This is a genomic window from Neisseria elongata subsp. elongata, assembly GCF_900113545.1.
GTDB classification, from domain to species: domain Bacteria; phylum Pseudomonadota; class Gammaproteobacteria; order Burkholderiales; family Neisseriaceae; genus Neisseria; species Neisseria elongata.
In genome coordinates, this window is the sequence record NZ_FOPS01000001.1 from 383,133 (window position 1) to 397,544 (window position 14,412).

The following is a 14,412-nucleotide window of genomic DNA, read 5'->3' on the forward strand; positions in this document are numbered from 1 at the left end:
CTTTTCTTAACTTCGCGGCAGCCGCAGTTTCAAAAATCAAAGACCGCCGTTATCCGCCAAACAACGCCGCCTTGCCTTCCGCGCCGGAAACATCCAGCACTTTAATTCCTTCCCCGTCCAGCACGGCTTGCGTCAGCATGGCCACGCCGCCGGAGGGGCCGATTTCCAAAATCCGCCGCACGCCCAGCGTGGCCATGCTGCGGCATTCGGCCACCCAGTCCACGGGATTGACCAACACATTTTGCGCGATGCCGCGCGCTTGTTCCGCATCCAAACCGCAGGCTGCCGCCCATTCGGCCACTTGCGCCACGGCGGGCAGCATGGCGGGGTGGTGGAAGCCGACTTCCACATCCAGCCGCCACAGCAGGTTTTCGGGCGTTTGGCCGTTTTCGTCTTTCACCGTGCCCGACAACACGCCGCACACGCGCGCCACCGATTCGGGCTTGCCGCTGACGACAAAACCGTCCGCGCTGTTTTGCAAGCCGATACACGGGCGGTCGGCAGAATCTGCGGGGAACAGTTCGTCAATCACGGCGGCAATCTGCCCGCGGCTCACGCCCTGCACCATCACCATCGGATGCAAGTCGTCGTGCAGATACATGCCCGTTGCGCGCCCTTGCAGCGTGGCCGCCGCGCCAATCAATTCGGCCAAAGCCAGCAGTTCGGCGGCATGCTGCGGCTCGCGTATCAGATAACGCCCGAGTATGCCCTGCGAATGCCCGATAACGCCCGCCGCCTTGCCGCAGTCCAGCCCGCGCGCTTCCAACGTGTGCAGATTGGCGATTTGCGACAGGAAAATGCCGGGCGCGCTCACGGCGGCACGCACCAAATCGATGCCGTCCGCGCCGTTTTCCGCCCATTTTATCGGTTCGAAACCCTGCGGGCGGGCGGCGGCAAGCTGCTCTGTTACAGGTTTCAAGATTCGGGCGGCAGCAGCGGCCACTTCGTTTGCTCTGTCCCGCGCCCCGTCGGCCAAAGCCTCGCGCAGGCTGCTTATCCAATCAAAGCCCTGCCCGGAAAAGCACAACGCGAACGGTTCGTCATAAAAATGTTCCGGCAGGCGGTTTTGTTGCAGTTGGCTCATGGTTTCACTCCCTCCGTAATCGGTGTTGAACGGTTTGCAAAACTTAATATGATGATTGTATGACGAATAACGCCCTTGTGCCACGCACTCAAATCAAACATGATTTTCAGACGGCCTCATCGATTTCGCGTTATTATTTCATTTTATTGTTGAAAGGAAACGCCATGCCCGCCGTGATTACATCCCCCGAAAAACTCGCCGCCGCACAAACCTTGTTTGCCGAAACCCTGCTGGCCGCGCTGCCGCAAAAAGCAGCCTGCACCGTATCGGGTGCGGGTGGCGGCTTTGAAGCCGAAGTGTCTTATTCGCCCGAACTGGATTTGTGGTACGCCATGCAGCCGCAGGGCAAAAAATGCTGGAACGGCTTCGGCATCGGCCAGCCTGCGGCCGGCAAAAAGGTGTCGATTGCGGCGGAAATCAATTTCCCTGCCGAAGGCTTGAACCGTGCGGTGTCCGGTGTGTTCGCGGAAGATGGCAACGGCGGCGTTTGGGTGCTGCACCGCGGCAAAATCCGCGGCGGCAAGGAATTATTTTTCCGCCATTTCGGCGGCGAAACGCTGACAGCGGACGACGGCGGCAAAGAAGAAACGTTTGCCCTGGTCGGACGGCTGGACGATGCGGATTTTGCGGCCAAACTGGCGGCGTTTGTGAAGGAAATTCTGCGGATTAAGGCGGCGGCAAAAGCATGCGGATAATCGGAATCCAGCTTAAAAAATCAATGTAAAGAAGCTGTGTTTTTGGAGAGATGACGGAAAAATCAATCCGTCTTTTATCAATGCCGTCTTAAGCAAAACAGTATGCTTTTGCCAAAATCCCATATCAATTTTGATGCAGGCATCGTTCTTCCTGCATCAAATGTACCCCTATCTTGATAGAGACCGTCTGAAAAACAGTTGCCGCAATATTTTCAGACGGCCTACCGTATTTCGCTCATGCACGATATGGTTTTGCCTGCCTTGTTTGGCTTCGCCGCGTTTTAAAGCTGCTGAAATAAGGACGGTTTGTCTGCCTCCAGTGCTTCGGCTAGAATGCCCGTCCGCACCCGCTCCGATATTTCTAAGAAAAATACCATGTCCGCACCATCCAATCATTATGCCGCCCCTTTGCTGGTGGTCGGCTGCGTCGTCTTCGGCCTCGGCAGCCTGATTGTCAAATTCGTCCCCGTCGGTGCTTATGCCATCGCGTGGTGGCGGCTGCTGATTTCCGGCTTGGTCTTTTGGTTTCTGGCACGGCGTTTCGGCCAGAAACTGCCGCGCAGCAAAACAGCCCTTGCCTATGCCCTGCTCTCGGGTGCCGCACTCGGCATCGATTTGGCTTTGTGGCACGAAAGCATTTACAGCGTCGGCCCGGGCATTTCCACCCTGCTCAACAGTTTGCAGATTTTTTTCCTTGCCGCCATCGGCTTTTTCCTGTTTGACGAGAGGCTGAACAAGCTGCAAATCTTCAGCCTGATTATGGCTGTCGGCGGCGTGGCGATGATTGCATTTCCCGAGTTCGGCCATAACGGCAATGCGGTTTGGGGGTTTGTCAGCGGCATTATTTCGGGCGGGATGCTGGCGTTGTCGATGACGTTTATCCGCAAAACGCATCAGGCCGAACCTACCGCGCTGTTTCCCATGATGCTGCTGGTCAGCATCGGCGGCGTATTGGCGTTGCTGTTGCCGACTTTGGTTTTCGACTGGGGCCGGCTGTACCCCGCCACGGCGCGCGACATCGGGCTGGTTTTGGTTTACGGCGCGGTCATGCAGTGCTTCGCCTGGGGGTTGATTGCCTACGCCATCCCGCTGCTGTCGTTGTCGCTGACCGGCCTTCTGCTGCTGAGCGAACCCGTTGCCGCCTTGTTAATCGATTATTTCTGGCTCGACAAACCGATTAACGCCGTACAATGGGGCGGTGCCGCGCTGACCTTGCTGGCGATTTACTTAGGTTCGCTGAAAACAAAGGCGCATTGAGCCGCCGAATCTCCCTATCCGGCCTGCCTTTCGTGTAGAATCACGCCCTTATCCCACAGGCCGTCTGAAAACCGATGAATAAGTTTGCCCAAGCCCTTTCCGCCGCACTCGACCTCTGCGTCGCCACCAAAGAAATCAGCGTTTCCGGCCACCCCGTCGGCTTTATGTACCGCGAAGAGCCGGTTTTCGACAACGATAGCGGCTGGCGTTTTTTCAGCGGCGACGAAAGCGACGGCTACACCGACAATCCCGACAACTTCACCGTGTGCGGCATCGGAGAAATCACCGCATCCAATCCCGACATCCTGCCGCTGCTTCAGGAAAAGGCAGGCGCGTGGGAGTGGGCGGAAGAAGGATTTCAAGCCGTCAGCGACTGGCAGCCGAAAGAATAAAACCGTTTTTTCAGACGGCCTCGGGCCGTCTGAACGTATTTGAACACACGCCGCAGCGCGTCAAACGGAACATCCGCCCTGCCGTATTCGGTCAGGGGTATCAACCCGAAAGGAAATCATCATGAACATCATAGAACCGAACCTGAACGGCGAGCATCTGCGTATCGGCATCGTCCAAGCGCGCTTTACCAACGAAGTGGGCTCGGCCATGCTCAAAGCCACCGTAGAAAAACTGCACGAACTGGGCGTGAAGGACGACAACATCACCGTAACCACCGTACCCGGCGCATTGGAAGTACCGCTGGTGCTGCAATCGATGGCCGGCACGCAACGCTTTGACGCACTGATTGCCATCGGTTGCGTTATCCGCGGCGAAACCTATCATTTCGAATTGGTCTCAAACGAATCGGCCGCCGGCATCACCCGCTTGACTCTGGATTACAGCATCCCCGTCGCCAATGCCATCCTGACCACCGAAAACGACGAACAGGCACATGCCCGCATCGTTGAAAAAGCGCAGGATGCCGCAGTCGTGGCCGTGGAGTGCGGCAATTTGATCAACTTCTTCCTCGGTGAACAAGAAGACTGAGGCCGTCTGAAAGGAACCCGATATGAAAACCAGCCCCCGCCGCCGCGCCCGCGAATTCACCGTCCAAGCCCTCTATCAGGCAGCCTTGAACCAGGCCTCCGCACCCGAAGTGGCGAAAAACATCCGCGAAGCCGCCGACTTCAAACGTGCAGATGCCGATTTGTTCACCGCACTGTTTTTCGGCGCGCACGGCAACAGCGCGGAATACATGCAAATCATCCGCCCCCTGCTCGACCGCGATGAAAAAGACATCAACCCGATTGAGCGCGGCATCCTGCTGATGGCCTGCCACGAACTGAGTGCGATGCCCGAAACACCATATCCGGTCATCATCAACGAAGCCATCGAAGTCACCAAAACCTTCGGCGGCACCGACAGCCACAAATTCATCAACGGCATTTTGGACAAACTATCGGTACAACTGCGTCCAAACGATCCGAAACGCACGCCATAAACAAAACAGCATCCGCATATAGAAACAGGCCGTCTGAAAACACCCGCTTTCGCAGCGGCATTTTCAGACGGCCTGTTTTAATCGAACGGCTTAACGGGAGCGTTTGTAAAGCGCCATATTCTGTTCGGCCGCATCCTGCGCCAAATCACGGTTTTGGCGGTAAATGTCTTTGTATTTTTCCTGAATCTGTGCGTCTGTCAAACCTTTGCCCTGCTCTTTGATTTGAATGTTGAATAACTCGATGTCAGTCTCGAATTTTTTAATCCACAAATCGCGAAGTCCGACCACATCCTGATCTTTCACCTGCAAGGTTTTCAATTTTTCGACCGCATCACGGTACAGATTGATATTGCTTTGGTAAATTTCGACGGCCAGTTTGTTTTTCTGCGCCTCGTCTTTGGACTTGCCGAATTCGGCAACCTTCTGCCTCATTTCGTCGGAATCCAGATAAGTGGAACTCTGTACGCCGATTTCTTCAATTGCTTTCAACAACACCAAGGCATCGGCTTTGAACGCCGGATCTTCGTTGTTGTTGCCTGCTGCGGGAACGGGGGCATGAGTCCCGCTTGCGGCAGCGACTTCGGGAGCTACCGAAGATGCGGAAACAGCTGAAGAAGCAACGGGTTGGGCATCGGACGCGGCAGGCTTGGTGCTGTTTTCCGGCTGACAAGCAGTCAGAGCCAATGCAGACAATAAGGCAGTAAAGCGTAGGGTTTGTTTCATTGTTTTGCTTCCAATTCAAACAGATAAAAAATAAAAATAAAAATGGAAATTTAAACTACGGGGGTTTTCAGACGGCCTATTCTTCGTTGCCGTTTTCCACCCGCACACTGTGGTCAATCAGGCCGGGCTGTACAAAGGCTGCCGCGCCCGACGATTTGCTGGCCGACAGGCGTTGCAGATAGTTCTCATCGATGTCGCCGGTCAGATAGAGGCCGCTGAAGCAGGAATCGTCGAAAGCTTCGATTTTCGGATTCATCTCGCGGATAACGGCTTTCAATTCGTCCAAATCCTGAAACACGCAGCCGTCGGCACTGATTTCCGCCGCAACTTCGGCCGCCGTGCGTCCGTTGGCAATCAGCTCTTCCCGGGTCGGCATATCGATGCCGTAAACATTCGGGTAGCGCACTTCCGGCGCGGCGGAGGCAAAAAACACTTTTTCCGCGCCGGAGGCTTTTGCCATTTCGACGATTTCCCGGCTGGTGGTTCCGCGCACGATGGAGTCGTCCACCAGCAGGATGTTTTTGCCTTTAAACTCGCTGTCCATCGGATTCAGCTTCTGCCGCACGGATTTTTTACGCGTCGCCTGTCCGGGCATGATGAAGGTGCGGCCGATGTAGCGGTTTTTGATGAACCCTTCGCGATACGGTTTGCCCAAATATGCAGCCAGCTCCATCGCGCTGGGGCGGCTGGTATCGGGAATCGGCATCACGACGTCGATTTGGCTCAAGTCCAACTCCCTTTTGACTTTTTCCGCCAGTTTAACCCCCATATTGACGCGTGCCTGATAAACGGACACGCCGTCGATAACGGAATCCGGGCGGGCAAAATAAACATATTCGAACAGGCAGGGCGCAAGTTTGCTTTGACGGGCGCATTGGCGGCTGTACAGTTTGCCGTCAAGGGTGATGAATACGGCCTCGCCCGGCGCGATGTCGCGCTCCAACTCGAAAGCCAGGCTGTTGAAAACGACGGATTCGGAAGCCACACCCCAATCGGTTTCGCCTTTATCGTTGGTTTGTTTGCCCAACACCAGCGGACGGATGCCGTACGGGTCGCGGAAGGCCAACAGGCCGTAGCCCGCAATCAAGGCCACCACGCCATACGCGCCGCGCACCCGGCGGTGCAGTTCGCCGACGGCATTGAAAATATGGTCGATTTCCAACCTGTGGCCGTCTGAAGCGGCGATTTCGCAGTGCAGTTCATGCGCCAAAACGTTCAGCAGCACTTCGGAATCGGAACCGGTATTCACATGGCGCAGGTGTTTGTCGCACACGCTTTGGTACAGCTCGTCGGTATTGGTCAGATTGCCGTTGTGCGCCAGCACGATGCCGAACGGGGAGCTGACATAAAACGGCTGCGCCTCGGCCGCGCTGCCCGCATTGCCCGCCGTCGGATAGCGGACATGGCCGATGCCGACAGAACCGGTCAAATCGCGCATATTACGGGTGCGGAACACTTCGCGCACCATGCCCTTTCCTTTGTGCATATGGAAAGTGGAACCTTCCAATGTGGCAATACCGGCCGCATCCTGCCCCCTGTGCTGCAACATTTGCAGACCGTCATACAGCAACTGGTTTACCGGTTCGTGTGCCACAAGGCCGAAAACACCACACATTGAATTCTCCCCAACAGTTAAAACGACGGATAGCTGACTTTTTTCGCCAGATATTCCGGTAAGTACGGCACGGCCACCGAAGCCGCTCCTTCGAAAAATGGCGAACTGTAGGCATTCTGCCATTCATCACTCTTTGGCAAATCGGTAAAAGCGCAAACCAAAACGGCCAGCGTGACCACGGCAAAACCGCGCAACAGGCCGAACACCGCGCCGAGAAAACGGTTCACGCCCCCCAAACCGATTGCCTTGATTGCACCGGTCAGCAGGGAGCGTAAAAAAAACAGCAGCAGCAAAGCGGCAGCAAACCCCGAAATAAAGCCCGCCACGGCCGCCAAAGCAGACGGCCGGATAAAGCTGAAAACCGTCTCGGCCAAAGGCTGGGCCGCCATTTTGGCCGCAATCAGACTCAGCACCCAGCTGACCAAAGACAACACTTCTCCAACCAGGCCGCGCATCATGGCCAGCACCACGGAGAGGCCGATGGCACATAAAGCAAATATATCGAATAAGGTCATATCATTATCAAGGAACAGCCTGTATGGAGGCCGTCTGAAAATACCGTATGCAGCACTTTTCAGACGGCCTTTTCAGGCTATTTACCCAAAATCACCACGCCGTCGACACCTTGCAGGCGGATTTTCGCCAAAGCATTCTGTGCCGCTTCCTGGCTGCTGAAGCTACCGGTGCGTACGCGGTAGACCTTGCCTTTGGCTGTGTCTACTTCGTTGATGGAGGCACTGTATCCGGCATCCGCCAAGCGTTGCTGGACTTTTTTGGCCTGCGCCTGCGAATTATAAGCACCTGCCTGTATTATCGCACGCCGGCCTTTCTGGTTATTCAATATTTCTTTCGGATCAGCCTTGGCGGGCTTGGATTTGTTTTCCAATGCCTGCTGGGCTTTGTTGCCGGCGGTTTTTTTGGCGTCGTCGCGTTTTTTCTGTTCGGCCAACCGCTTATCTTCTTCGGCCTTTTTCGCTTCGGCCTGTTTGCGCTCTTCTAAACGTTTTTTCCGCTCGGTCAAACGTTTTTCTTCTTCCGCTACTTTTGCTTCGGCCTGTTTGAGTTCTTCCAGCCGTTTCTTGCGTTCGGCCAGACGTTTTTCTTCATCCGCTATTTTCGCTTCGGTCTGTTTGCGTTCTTCCAAACGTTTTTTCTGCTCGGCCAAGCGTTTTTCCTCGGCGGCTTTTTTCGCGTCGTCGCGTTTTTTCTGTTCGACCAGACGCTTCTCTTCTTCGGCCTTTTTCATTTCAGCCTGTTTACGCTCTTCCAAACGCTTTTTCTGTTCGGCCAAGCGTTTTTCGTCGGCAGCTTTTTTCGCATCGTCGCGTTTTTTCTGTTCGGCCAACCGCTTCTCTTCTTCCGCTATTTTTGCTTCGGCCTGTTTGCGCGCTTCCAAACGTTTTTTCTGTTCGGCCAGACGCTTCTCTTCCTCAGCCTTTTTCATTTCAGCCTGTTTGCGTTCTTCCAAACGTTTTTTCTGCTCGGCCAACCGCTTCTCTTCCTCAGCCTTTTTCATTTCGGCCTGCTTGCGTTCTTCACGCTGTTGTTTCAATTCGGCCAGGCGTTCTTCTTCTTCTTTCAAACGCTTTTCTTCCGCGCGCTGTTTCGCTTCCAGCCTTTTTTGTTCTTTAGCCTGTCTTTCGGCGAGGCGTTTTTCCTCGGCTTCCTGTTTTTGTTTGGCCAAGCGGGCTTCTTCTTCCCGTTTGGCGCGTTCGGCCGCTTCCTCTTCTGCCGCCAAACGATCGGCTTCGGCTTTCCGTTCCGCTATTTCCCTGGCTTTTTCTTCAGCCTGGCGTTTGGCCTCGGCTGCTTTTTGCGCTGCTTTGCGCTCGGCTTTTTCCGCTGCCTGTTTGTTGCTGTTGTTGATGGTTATGGCGGGAAGCGGCTGCCGGTCGTAATCATTGTTGGGTTCGGCTTTTTTTACCACGGTGTGCACGTTGCCGTCGTCGCCTTGCGCTTCTACTGTTTCCTGGCCTTCCTTCAATTCATATACGGGCGGCACTTCCTTGGCCTTTTCAGACGGCATCTCGAAGGTGTCGTTGGCGGTTTCATCCTGAGCCGAACCGCCGCCGGCAAGCAGCGGATTTTCCAATTCGTCTTGCCTGGTTTTGCCGCCCGCAGGCTCGATTGGCTTGGGGGTCAATATTTCGGGCTGCCCACCGTCTTTATTGATGCTGATGTTCTGGGCGGCATTGCCGCCCTCGTCGCCGCCGTTTACCGCGACGCCGAATACGATGCCCGCCACCAGTACCATGGCCGAAGCCCCTACCAGGCGGCGGCGGTTTTTCCGTTTTAATTGCTCGTATTCGTTCATCGAATCCAATCGTTTGTCTGCCATTTTGAACCTTGTCTGTCTTACCCGGCGGCGTGGTGTCCGGTGGGTTTGTCTTGATGTTCCATCACTTCCGCTACGGTATGGAAGGAACCGAAGGCCACAATTCTATCATTTTCCGTACTGTCGGCAAAAGCGGCGTGATACGCCGAGGCAATGTCGCCGAACATTCGGATATTGGCGATTCCGTGCGCTTCCAGTTTGGCCTGCAGTGCTGCCGCATCCATGCCCCGCGGCAGATGGAGCGGGGCGACGTACCAAACGTCGAACTGGTCTTTCACGATTTCCAATACGCCGTCTATGTCTTTGTCGGCCAACATGCTGAATACGGCCGTCCGTTTTTGCGCGAAAGGCAAGCCGATGAGGCTTTGGCGCATGGCGCGGGCGGCGTGCGGGTTGTGGCCGACATCCCAGACGGTCAGCGGCCGTCCGGGCAGCACTTGGAAGCGGCCGGGGTTTTCCGCCGACAGCAGGCCGCGTTTGATTGCCCCCACGTCAATCGGCAGGCGGTCGCCCAGGCATTCGACAACGGCCAGGGCGACTGAGGCATTGCCCAATTGATAGCCGCCGCGCAAGGCCGGCATGGGCAGGGCGTTGCGGTTGCGTTTGAGGCCGTCTGAAAAAAGCGTGCCGTGTTCGGGATGGAAACGGAACGACCATTGTTGGTTTTCCAATTTGCCGAAACTGAAATCGCGTTTGGCCAGCAGCAGCTGAGCGCCGATGTCGTCGGCATGTGCAGCTAACGACTGCGGCGGCGGATTTTGCCCGCAGACGGCCGGTTTGCCCGCGCGGAAAATTCCGGCCTTTTCAAAACCGACCTGTTCGACCGTATCGCCCAAAAACGCCTGATGATCCAAATCGATGCTGGTTACCGCCGCGACGTCGCCGTCAAATACGTTTACTGCATCCAAACGCCCGCCGAGGCCGACTTCCAATATCATCACGTCCACACGTTCGCGTAGGAAAATATCCACTGCGGCCAAGGTATTGAACTCGAAATAAGTCAGCGAAATATCGCCGCGCGCCGCTTCGATGCGCTCGAATGAGGCGGTTATGGCTTCGTCCGGCACAGGCCCGCCGTTTACGGCAATCCGTTCGTTGTAGCGCAGAAGGTGCGGGCTGGTCAGCGTGCCGGTTTTGAAACCGGCCTCTTTGTAGATATGGGTCAGGAAGGCGCAGACCGAACCTTTGCCGTTGGTGCCGCCCACCACGATGACGGGGCATTCCGGCTGCAATGCCATCCGCCGGCGCACTTCGCCGACGCGTTCCAAACCCATGTCGATTACGCCGTTGCTGTGTGCCGTTTCCAGATGGGAAAGCCATTCGCCAAGAGATTTCATTTGTTTGCCTTCTGTTTGCTGTTTGATATAGGAGGCCGTCTGAAAACCTGTTTTGCGTTGCACGGCGGCTTTCAGACGGCCTCAATTCCTTAGCCGGCGGATTTGGCCAATTCGGCACGCATCTGCCCGATAACCGCTTTGTAATCGGGCTGTCCGAAAATCGCCGATCCCGCCACGAAGGTATCCGCTCCGGCAGCCGCCACTTCGGCAATATTGCCGACTTTGATGCCGCCGTCCACCTCCAAAGCAATCCGCCTGCCCGCAACCGCCTGATATTCGTCCAATAAAGCGCGGGTACGGCGGATTTTTTCCAAAGTATGGGGAATAAAGCCCTGCCCGCCGAATCCCGGATTGACCGACATCAGCAGCACCATGTCCAAACGGTCGAGCACGTTTTCCAAAACCGACACCGAAGTCGCCGGATTCAACACCAATCCGGCCTGACAGCCGTGTTCGCGAATCAGGCTCAAACTGCGGTCCACATGACGGCTGGCTTCGGGATGGAAGGTAATGATGTCCGCCCCCGCTTTGGCAAAGGCAACAATCAAATCGTCCACCGGCTCCACCATCAGGTGAACGTCTACCGGCACCGAAGCATAAGGTTTCAGCGCGGCGCACACCATGGGGCCGAAAGTCAGATTGGGCACATAATGATTGTCCATCACATCGAAATGAATCAAATCCGCCCCAGCCTCGACAACGCTGCCGACTTCCTCGCCCAATCTGGCAAAATCGGCAGATAAAATGCTGGGGGCAATACGGAATTTCTGCATAGCGGCTTCCTTTTCCTGAAAATGGCGCACAACCGGTTCGTTCTTTTTGCCTGACGGGCCACTACGTATCAACGGCCATCTGCATTTTCATTCAACATAAACTTTTTTGAAATTGTATTTTCACAACAAAAAACGGCGCGGCAAACCGTTAAAACCGGCAGAGCGCATAATATTTAATCAATCGTTATTTGTTTTACCCAAGTTTACGGCTATTATACCGTGTTTGACACGTCGTCCCCGTACATTTCCGCCTTAATTTCGAAGCCCGAACAGAAGACAAGAAGGTCATACCGTGCTTACTCCATCCGAACGCCGAATCCTGGGTATCCTCGCCGTCAGCGCGCCCTTAAGCTGCCTGCCCCTCCCCGCTTCGGCCCTGACTATTCAGGATTTTCATCCGAACTGCGACATCCGCCAACTGAACCTGAGCCGCGATCAATACGAATCCTTGCGCGGCCTGCGCGGCGAATACAAGCAGGCTGTGGAAAAGCTGAACCTGCAAAACAGGGGAAGCGAACGCCCGCTTCGGGACAACCTGCTGCGCGTATTGTCCAATCCGCACTTCGACGAAAGGCAGGCTCAACGTTATGTCAGCGAACGGTACGGCTACGGCCTGCAATTCGCGGTGGACGAATTGTCCGTTCAGCATAAATTTTATCATTCGCTGACACCCGCCCAGCAGCGGATTTGGCTGCAAAAGTGCCTGTATTGAACCGCCGCAAAACAAAAAATATCAAACCCGACCGCTTGCCGCATCAACGGCATCATGGTCGGGTTTGTAGCATTCAGGCAAACGCCATTTTTTCAGACGGCCTGAAAACATGATCCGGGCCGTCTGAAATCCCTGCCCTATTCCGCCTCCTCAAAGCCCGTTACCTGCAGCCCGAAACCGTTCAAACCGTTCATAGAGGAAGGCTTGCCCATCACGCGCATTTTCTGCACGCCCAGTCCGGCCAGAATCTGCGCACCGATGCCGTAGGTTTTCCTGTCCCATTTCTTCACTTGGAAACTGTTTTTCGGCAGGGTGCGCTCCAGCAGCGCGGAACCGTCCTCCGTGCGGTGCAGCAGGATGGCCACCCCGCTTTCGGCCTGACTGAGGTGCGACAGTGCCGTAGGCAGCGGCCAAGAATGGTTGGGGTCGATTTGCAGGAAGTCCATCGCGCTGAACGGCTCATGCACGCGCACCAGCGTTTCCCTGTCGGCGGAAATTTCGCCTTTCACCAATGCCAAATGGGTTTCGCCCGACAGCTTGTCCACATAAACGTGCTGGCGGAACTCGCCCCAAGGCGTATGAACCAGCGTATCACCCATCTCCTCCAACAGGCTTTCCGTGCGGCTGCGGTATTCGATTAAGTCGGCAATCGTGCCGATTTTGATGCCGTGTTCTTCGGCAAACTTCATCAGTTCGGGCATACGCGCCATCGTGCCGTCGTCGTTCAGAATCTCGCAAATCACGCCGGCGGGCATCAGGCCGCTCATCTGCGCCAAATCCACCGCCGCCTCGGTGTGCCCGGCGCGCACCAACACGCCGCCTTTTTGCGAACGCAGCGGGAAAATATGTCCGGGCTGGACGATGTCTTCCGGCCGCACTTCGGGCGAAACAGCCGTCTGAATGGTATGCGCGCGGTCGGCGGCGGAAATACCCGTGCTGATGCCTTCTGCGGCTTCGATGGAAACGGTGAAATTGGTGCCGTATTGCGCGCCGTTTTTCTGCGTCATCTGCGGCAGGCGCAGGCGGTCCACCAATTCGTCGTTCATCGGCAGGCAAACCAGCCCGCGCGCGTGTTTAATCATAAAGTTAATCGCCTGCGGGGTAACGAATTGGGCGGCCATCACCAAATCGCCTTCGTTTTCGCGGTCTTCGGCGTCGGTGATGATGACCATTTTGCCGGCCTTGATGTCGGCCAGGATTTCGGGAATGGTGGAAACGGCTGTCATGGTGTGTTTACCTTCTTGTAAATTTTGAGACGGGGCGTGGACGGTATCGAGCCACATGGCGGGCATCGCGGCGGCCTGTTCGATTTTGCGGGCCTTCTTTTCGCCGAAAGATTTGTTTTTCAACAGGGCGGAAAGTTCGCCGGGATTGACGGCGGCGGTTTGGGCGAAGAGTGCCTGCCTGCCGCCGCAGCGTTCGTCTATCCACTGCCGCAGGTTGGCGCGGCGCAGTTCGGTGATGTTCATGAAAGTTTACTGAATAGTATGGAAGCGGCATTGTATGCCTTTATTTACCGTCAAGTAAACATTTTACCCATTTGCAGTCGGAAAAACGTTTTCCAGACGGCCTCATCCTCGCGGATGGTGCTCGGAGACGATATTTTTCAGCCGTTCGTTGGCGACATGGGTGTAGATTTGGGTGGTGCTGATATCGGCATGGCCAAGCAGGCTTTGAACGACGCGCAAATCCGCGCCGTGATTGACCAGATGGGTGGCAAAGGCATGGCGCAGGCTGTGCGGGCTGAGGTGGCGGATGCCGGCCGCTTCGGCATACTTGTCGACAATCATCCATGCCAACTGACGGCTGATGCCGTTGCGCTTCTGTCCGACAAACAATTCGTCGCAGCGGGCGTTTTTCAGCAAAACGGGACGGGCCTGCGCCAGATAACGTTCTATCCAATATGAGGCTTCTTCGCCCATCGGTACCAAACGCTGTTTGCCGCCTTTGCCGATGGTAACGACCAGGCCGCGCTGCAAATCGATTTCACCCAACGTCAGCTTGACCGCCTCGCTGACGCGCAGCCCGGAGGCATACATCAATTCCAACAAAGCCTTGTCGCGCAGGCCGTGCGGGCTGTCGGTATCGGGGGCGGCCAGCAGCATTTCGATTTGGCTTTCGCTCACGATGGCGGGCAGGGTGCGTTCCTGCTTGGGCGCGGTCAGATATTCGGTCGGGTCATTGGAAAGCTGTTCCGTTTCCAGCAGCCAGCCGTAAAACCGTTTGCAGGCCGACAATGCCCGCGCCTGCGAACGCGTTTTTTCGTCGGGATGGTAAACGGCGGCAGCCAAACCGCTGCCGTCGGCCGACAGCCAGTCTTCGCCCTGCCCCGCCAAACGGACGGCGATTTTGTTCAAATCGCGCCGGTAGGCCGCCAGCGTATTCGCACTCAAACGTTCCTGAAGCCAAAGATGGTCGAGAAAACGGTCGGTCAAATCACTCATGG

The 14,412-nt window shown here is 55.8% G+C and carries 15 protein-coding genes; 6 read left to right on the plus strand and 9 right to left on the minus strand.

Going from position 1 to position 14,412, the window contains the following annotated elements; genetic code table 11:
• Positions 1–49: 49 nt before the first annotated feature.
• Positions 50–1,084 (minus strand): ACP S-malonyltransferase, encoded by a 1,035-nt coding sequence (locus BM261_RS01900; protein WP_074894565.1) that lies wholly within the window; start codon positions 1,082–1,084, stop codon positions 50–52.
• Positions 1,085–1,248: 164 nt separating this feature from the next.
• Between BM261_RS01900 and BM261_RS01905 the strand changes: the two genes are divergently transcribed.
• The 5 genes from BM261_RS01905 (at position 1,249) to nusB (ending at position 4,471) form a co-directional block, all read left to right on the plus strand.
• The gene (locus BM261_RS01905; protein WP_074894567.1) at positions 1,249–1,779 is read left to right on the plus strand and encodes a restriction endonuclease; all 531 of its coding nucleotides are present in this window, start codon (positions 1,249–1,251) and stop codon (positions 1,777–1,779) included.
• 375 nt (positions 1,780–2,154) lie between these two features.
• Positions 2,155–3,036: a DMT family transporter gene (locus BM261_RS01910; protein ID WP_074894662.1), complete on the plus strand. Its 882-nt coding sequence runs from the start codon at positions 2,155–2,157 to the stop codon at positions 3,034–3,036.
• 74 nt (positions 3,037–3,110) lie between these two features.
• A complete protein-coding gene (locus BM261_RS01915; RefSeq protein ID WP_074894569.1) occupies positions 3,111–3,428 on the plus strand; it encodes a DUF2185 domain-containing protein in 318 nt (105 codons plus the stop codon).
• 121 nt (positions 3,429–3,549) lie between these two features.
• Positions 3,550–4,017 (plus strand): 6,7-dimethyl-8-ribityllumazine synthase, encoded by a 468-nt coding sequence (ribH, locus tag BM261_RS01920; RefSeq protein WP_074894571.1) that lies wholly within the window; start codon positions 3,550–3,552, stop codon positions 4,015–4,017.
• A 22-nt stretch (positions 4,018–4,039) separates the two neighbouring features.
• Positions 4,040–4,471, plus strand: coding sequence for a transcription antitermination factor NusB (gene nusB / locus BM261_RS01925; protein WP_074894573.1), 432 nt, complete (start codon positions 4,040–4,042; stop codon positions 4,469–4,471).
• Positions 4,472–4,561: 90 nt separating this feature from the next.
• Here nusB and BM261_RS01930 read toward each other — a convergent pair whose 3' ends face one another.
• The 6 genes from BM261_RS01930 to rpe all read right to left on the minus strand — a co-directional run bounded on the left by BM261_RS01930 (position 4,562) and on the right by rpe (position 11,254).
• Positions 4,562–5,194, minus strand: a complete 633-nt coding sequence (locus BM261_RS01930; protein WP_074894575.1) for a hypothetical protein — start codon at positions 5,192–5,194, stop codon at positions 4,562–4,564.
• A gap of 76 nt (positions 5,195–5,270) precedes the next feature.
• Positions 5,271–6,809 (minus strand): amidophosphoribosyltransferase, encoded by a 1,539-nt coding sequence (gene purF, locus BM261_RS01935; RefSeq protein ID WP_074894577.1) that lies wholly within the window; start codon positions 6,807–6,809, stop codon positions 5,271–5,273.
• A gap of 17 nt (positions 6,810–6,826) precedes the next feature.
• On the minus strand, positions 6,827–7,324 hold the full coding sequence (locus tag BM261_RS01940) for a CvpA family protein (protein ID WP_074894579.1): 498 nt from the start codon (positions 7,322–7,324) through the stop codon (positions 6,827–6,829).
• 77 nt (positions 7,325–7,401) lie between these two features.
• Entirely contained in the window at positions 7,402–9,147 is a 1,746-nt protein-coding gene (locus BM261_RS01945; protein WP_083426624.1) for an SPOR domain-containing protein, read from the minus strand.
• Positions 9,148–9,164: 17 nt separating this feature from the next.
• Positions 9,165–10,481 (minus strand): bifunctional tetrahydrofolate synthase/dihydrofolate synthase, encoded by a 1,317-nt coding sequence (folC, locus tag BM261_RS01950; protein WP_074894664.1) that lies wholly within the window; start codon positions 10,479–10,481, stop codon positions 9,165–9,167.
• Positions 10,482–10,570: 89 nt separating this feature from the next.
• Positions 10,571–11,254 carry a ribulose-phosphate 3-epimerase gene (rpe, locus tag BM261_RS01955; protein WP_074894581.1) on the minus strand — a complete coding sequence of 228 codons (684 nt, stop codon included), beginning with the start codon at positions 11,252–11,254 and terminating at the stop codon, positions 10,571–10,573.
• Between the two features lie 292 nt (positions 11,255–11,546).
• Between rpe and BM261_RS01960 the strand changes: the two genes are divergently transcribed.
• Positions 11,547–11,966: a Spy/CpxP family protein refolding chaperone gene (locus BM261_RS01960; RefSeq protein WP_049248588.1), complete on the plus strand. Its 420-nt coding sequence runs from the start codon at positions 11,547–11,549 to the stop codon at positions 11,964–11,966.
• Positions 11,967–12,103: 137 nt separating this feature from the next.
• On the opposite strand, the gene ribBA is transcribed toward BM261_RS01960, so the two are convergent.
• On the minus strand, positions 12,104–13,435 hold the full coding sequence (gene ribBA, locus BM261_RS01965; RefSeq protein ID WP_070454663.1) for a bifunctional 3,4-dihydroxy-2-butanone-4-phosphate synthase/GTP cyclohydrolase II: 1,332 nt from the start codon (positions 13,433–13,435) through the stop codon (positions 12,104–12,106).
• Positions 13,436–13,537: 102 nt separating this feature from the next.
• Positions 13,538–14,410 (minus strand): site-specific tyrosine recombinase XerD, encoded by an 873-nt coding sequence (xerD, locus tag BM261_RS01970; protein WP_070454661.1) that lies wholly within the window; start codon positions 14,408–14,410, stop codon positions 13,538–13,540.
• Positions 14,411–14,412 lie beyond the last annotated feature (2 nt).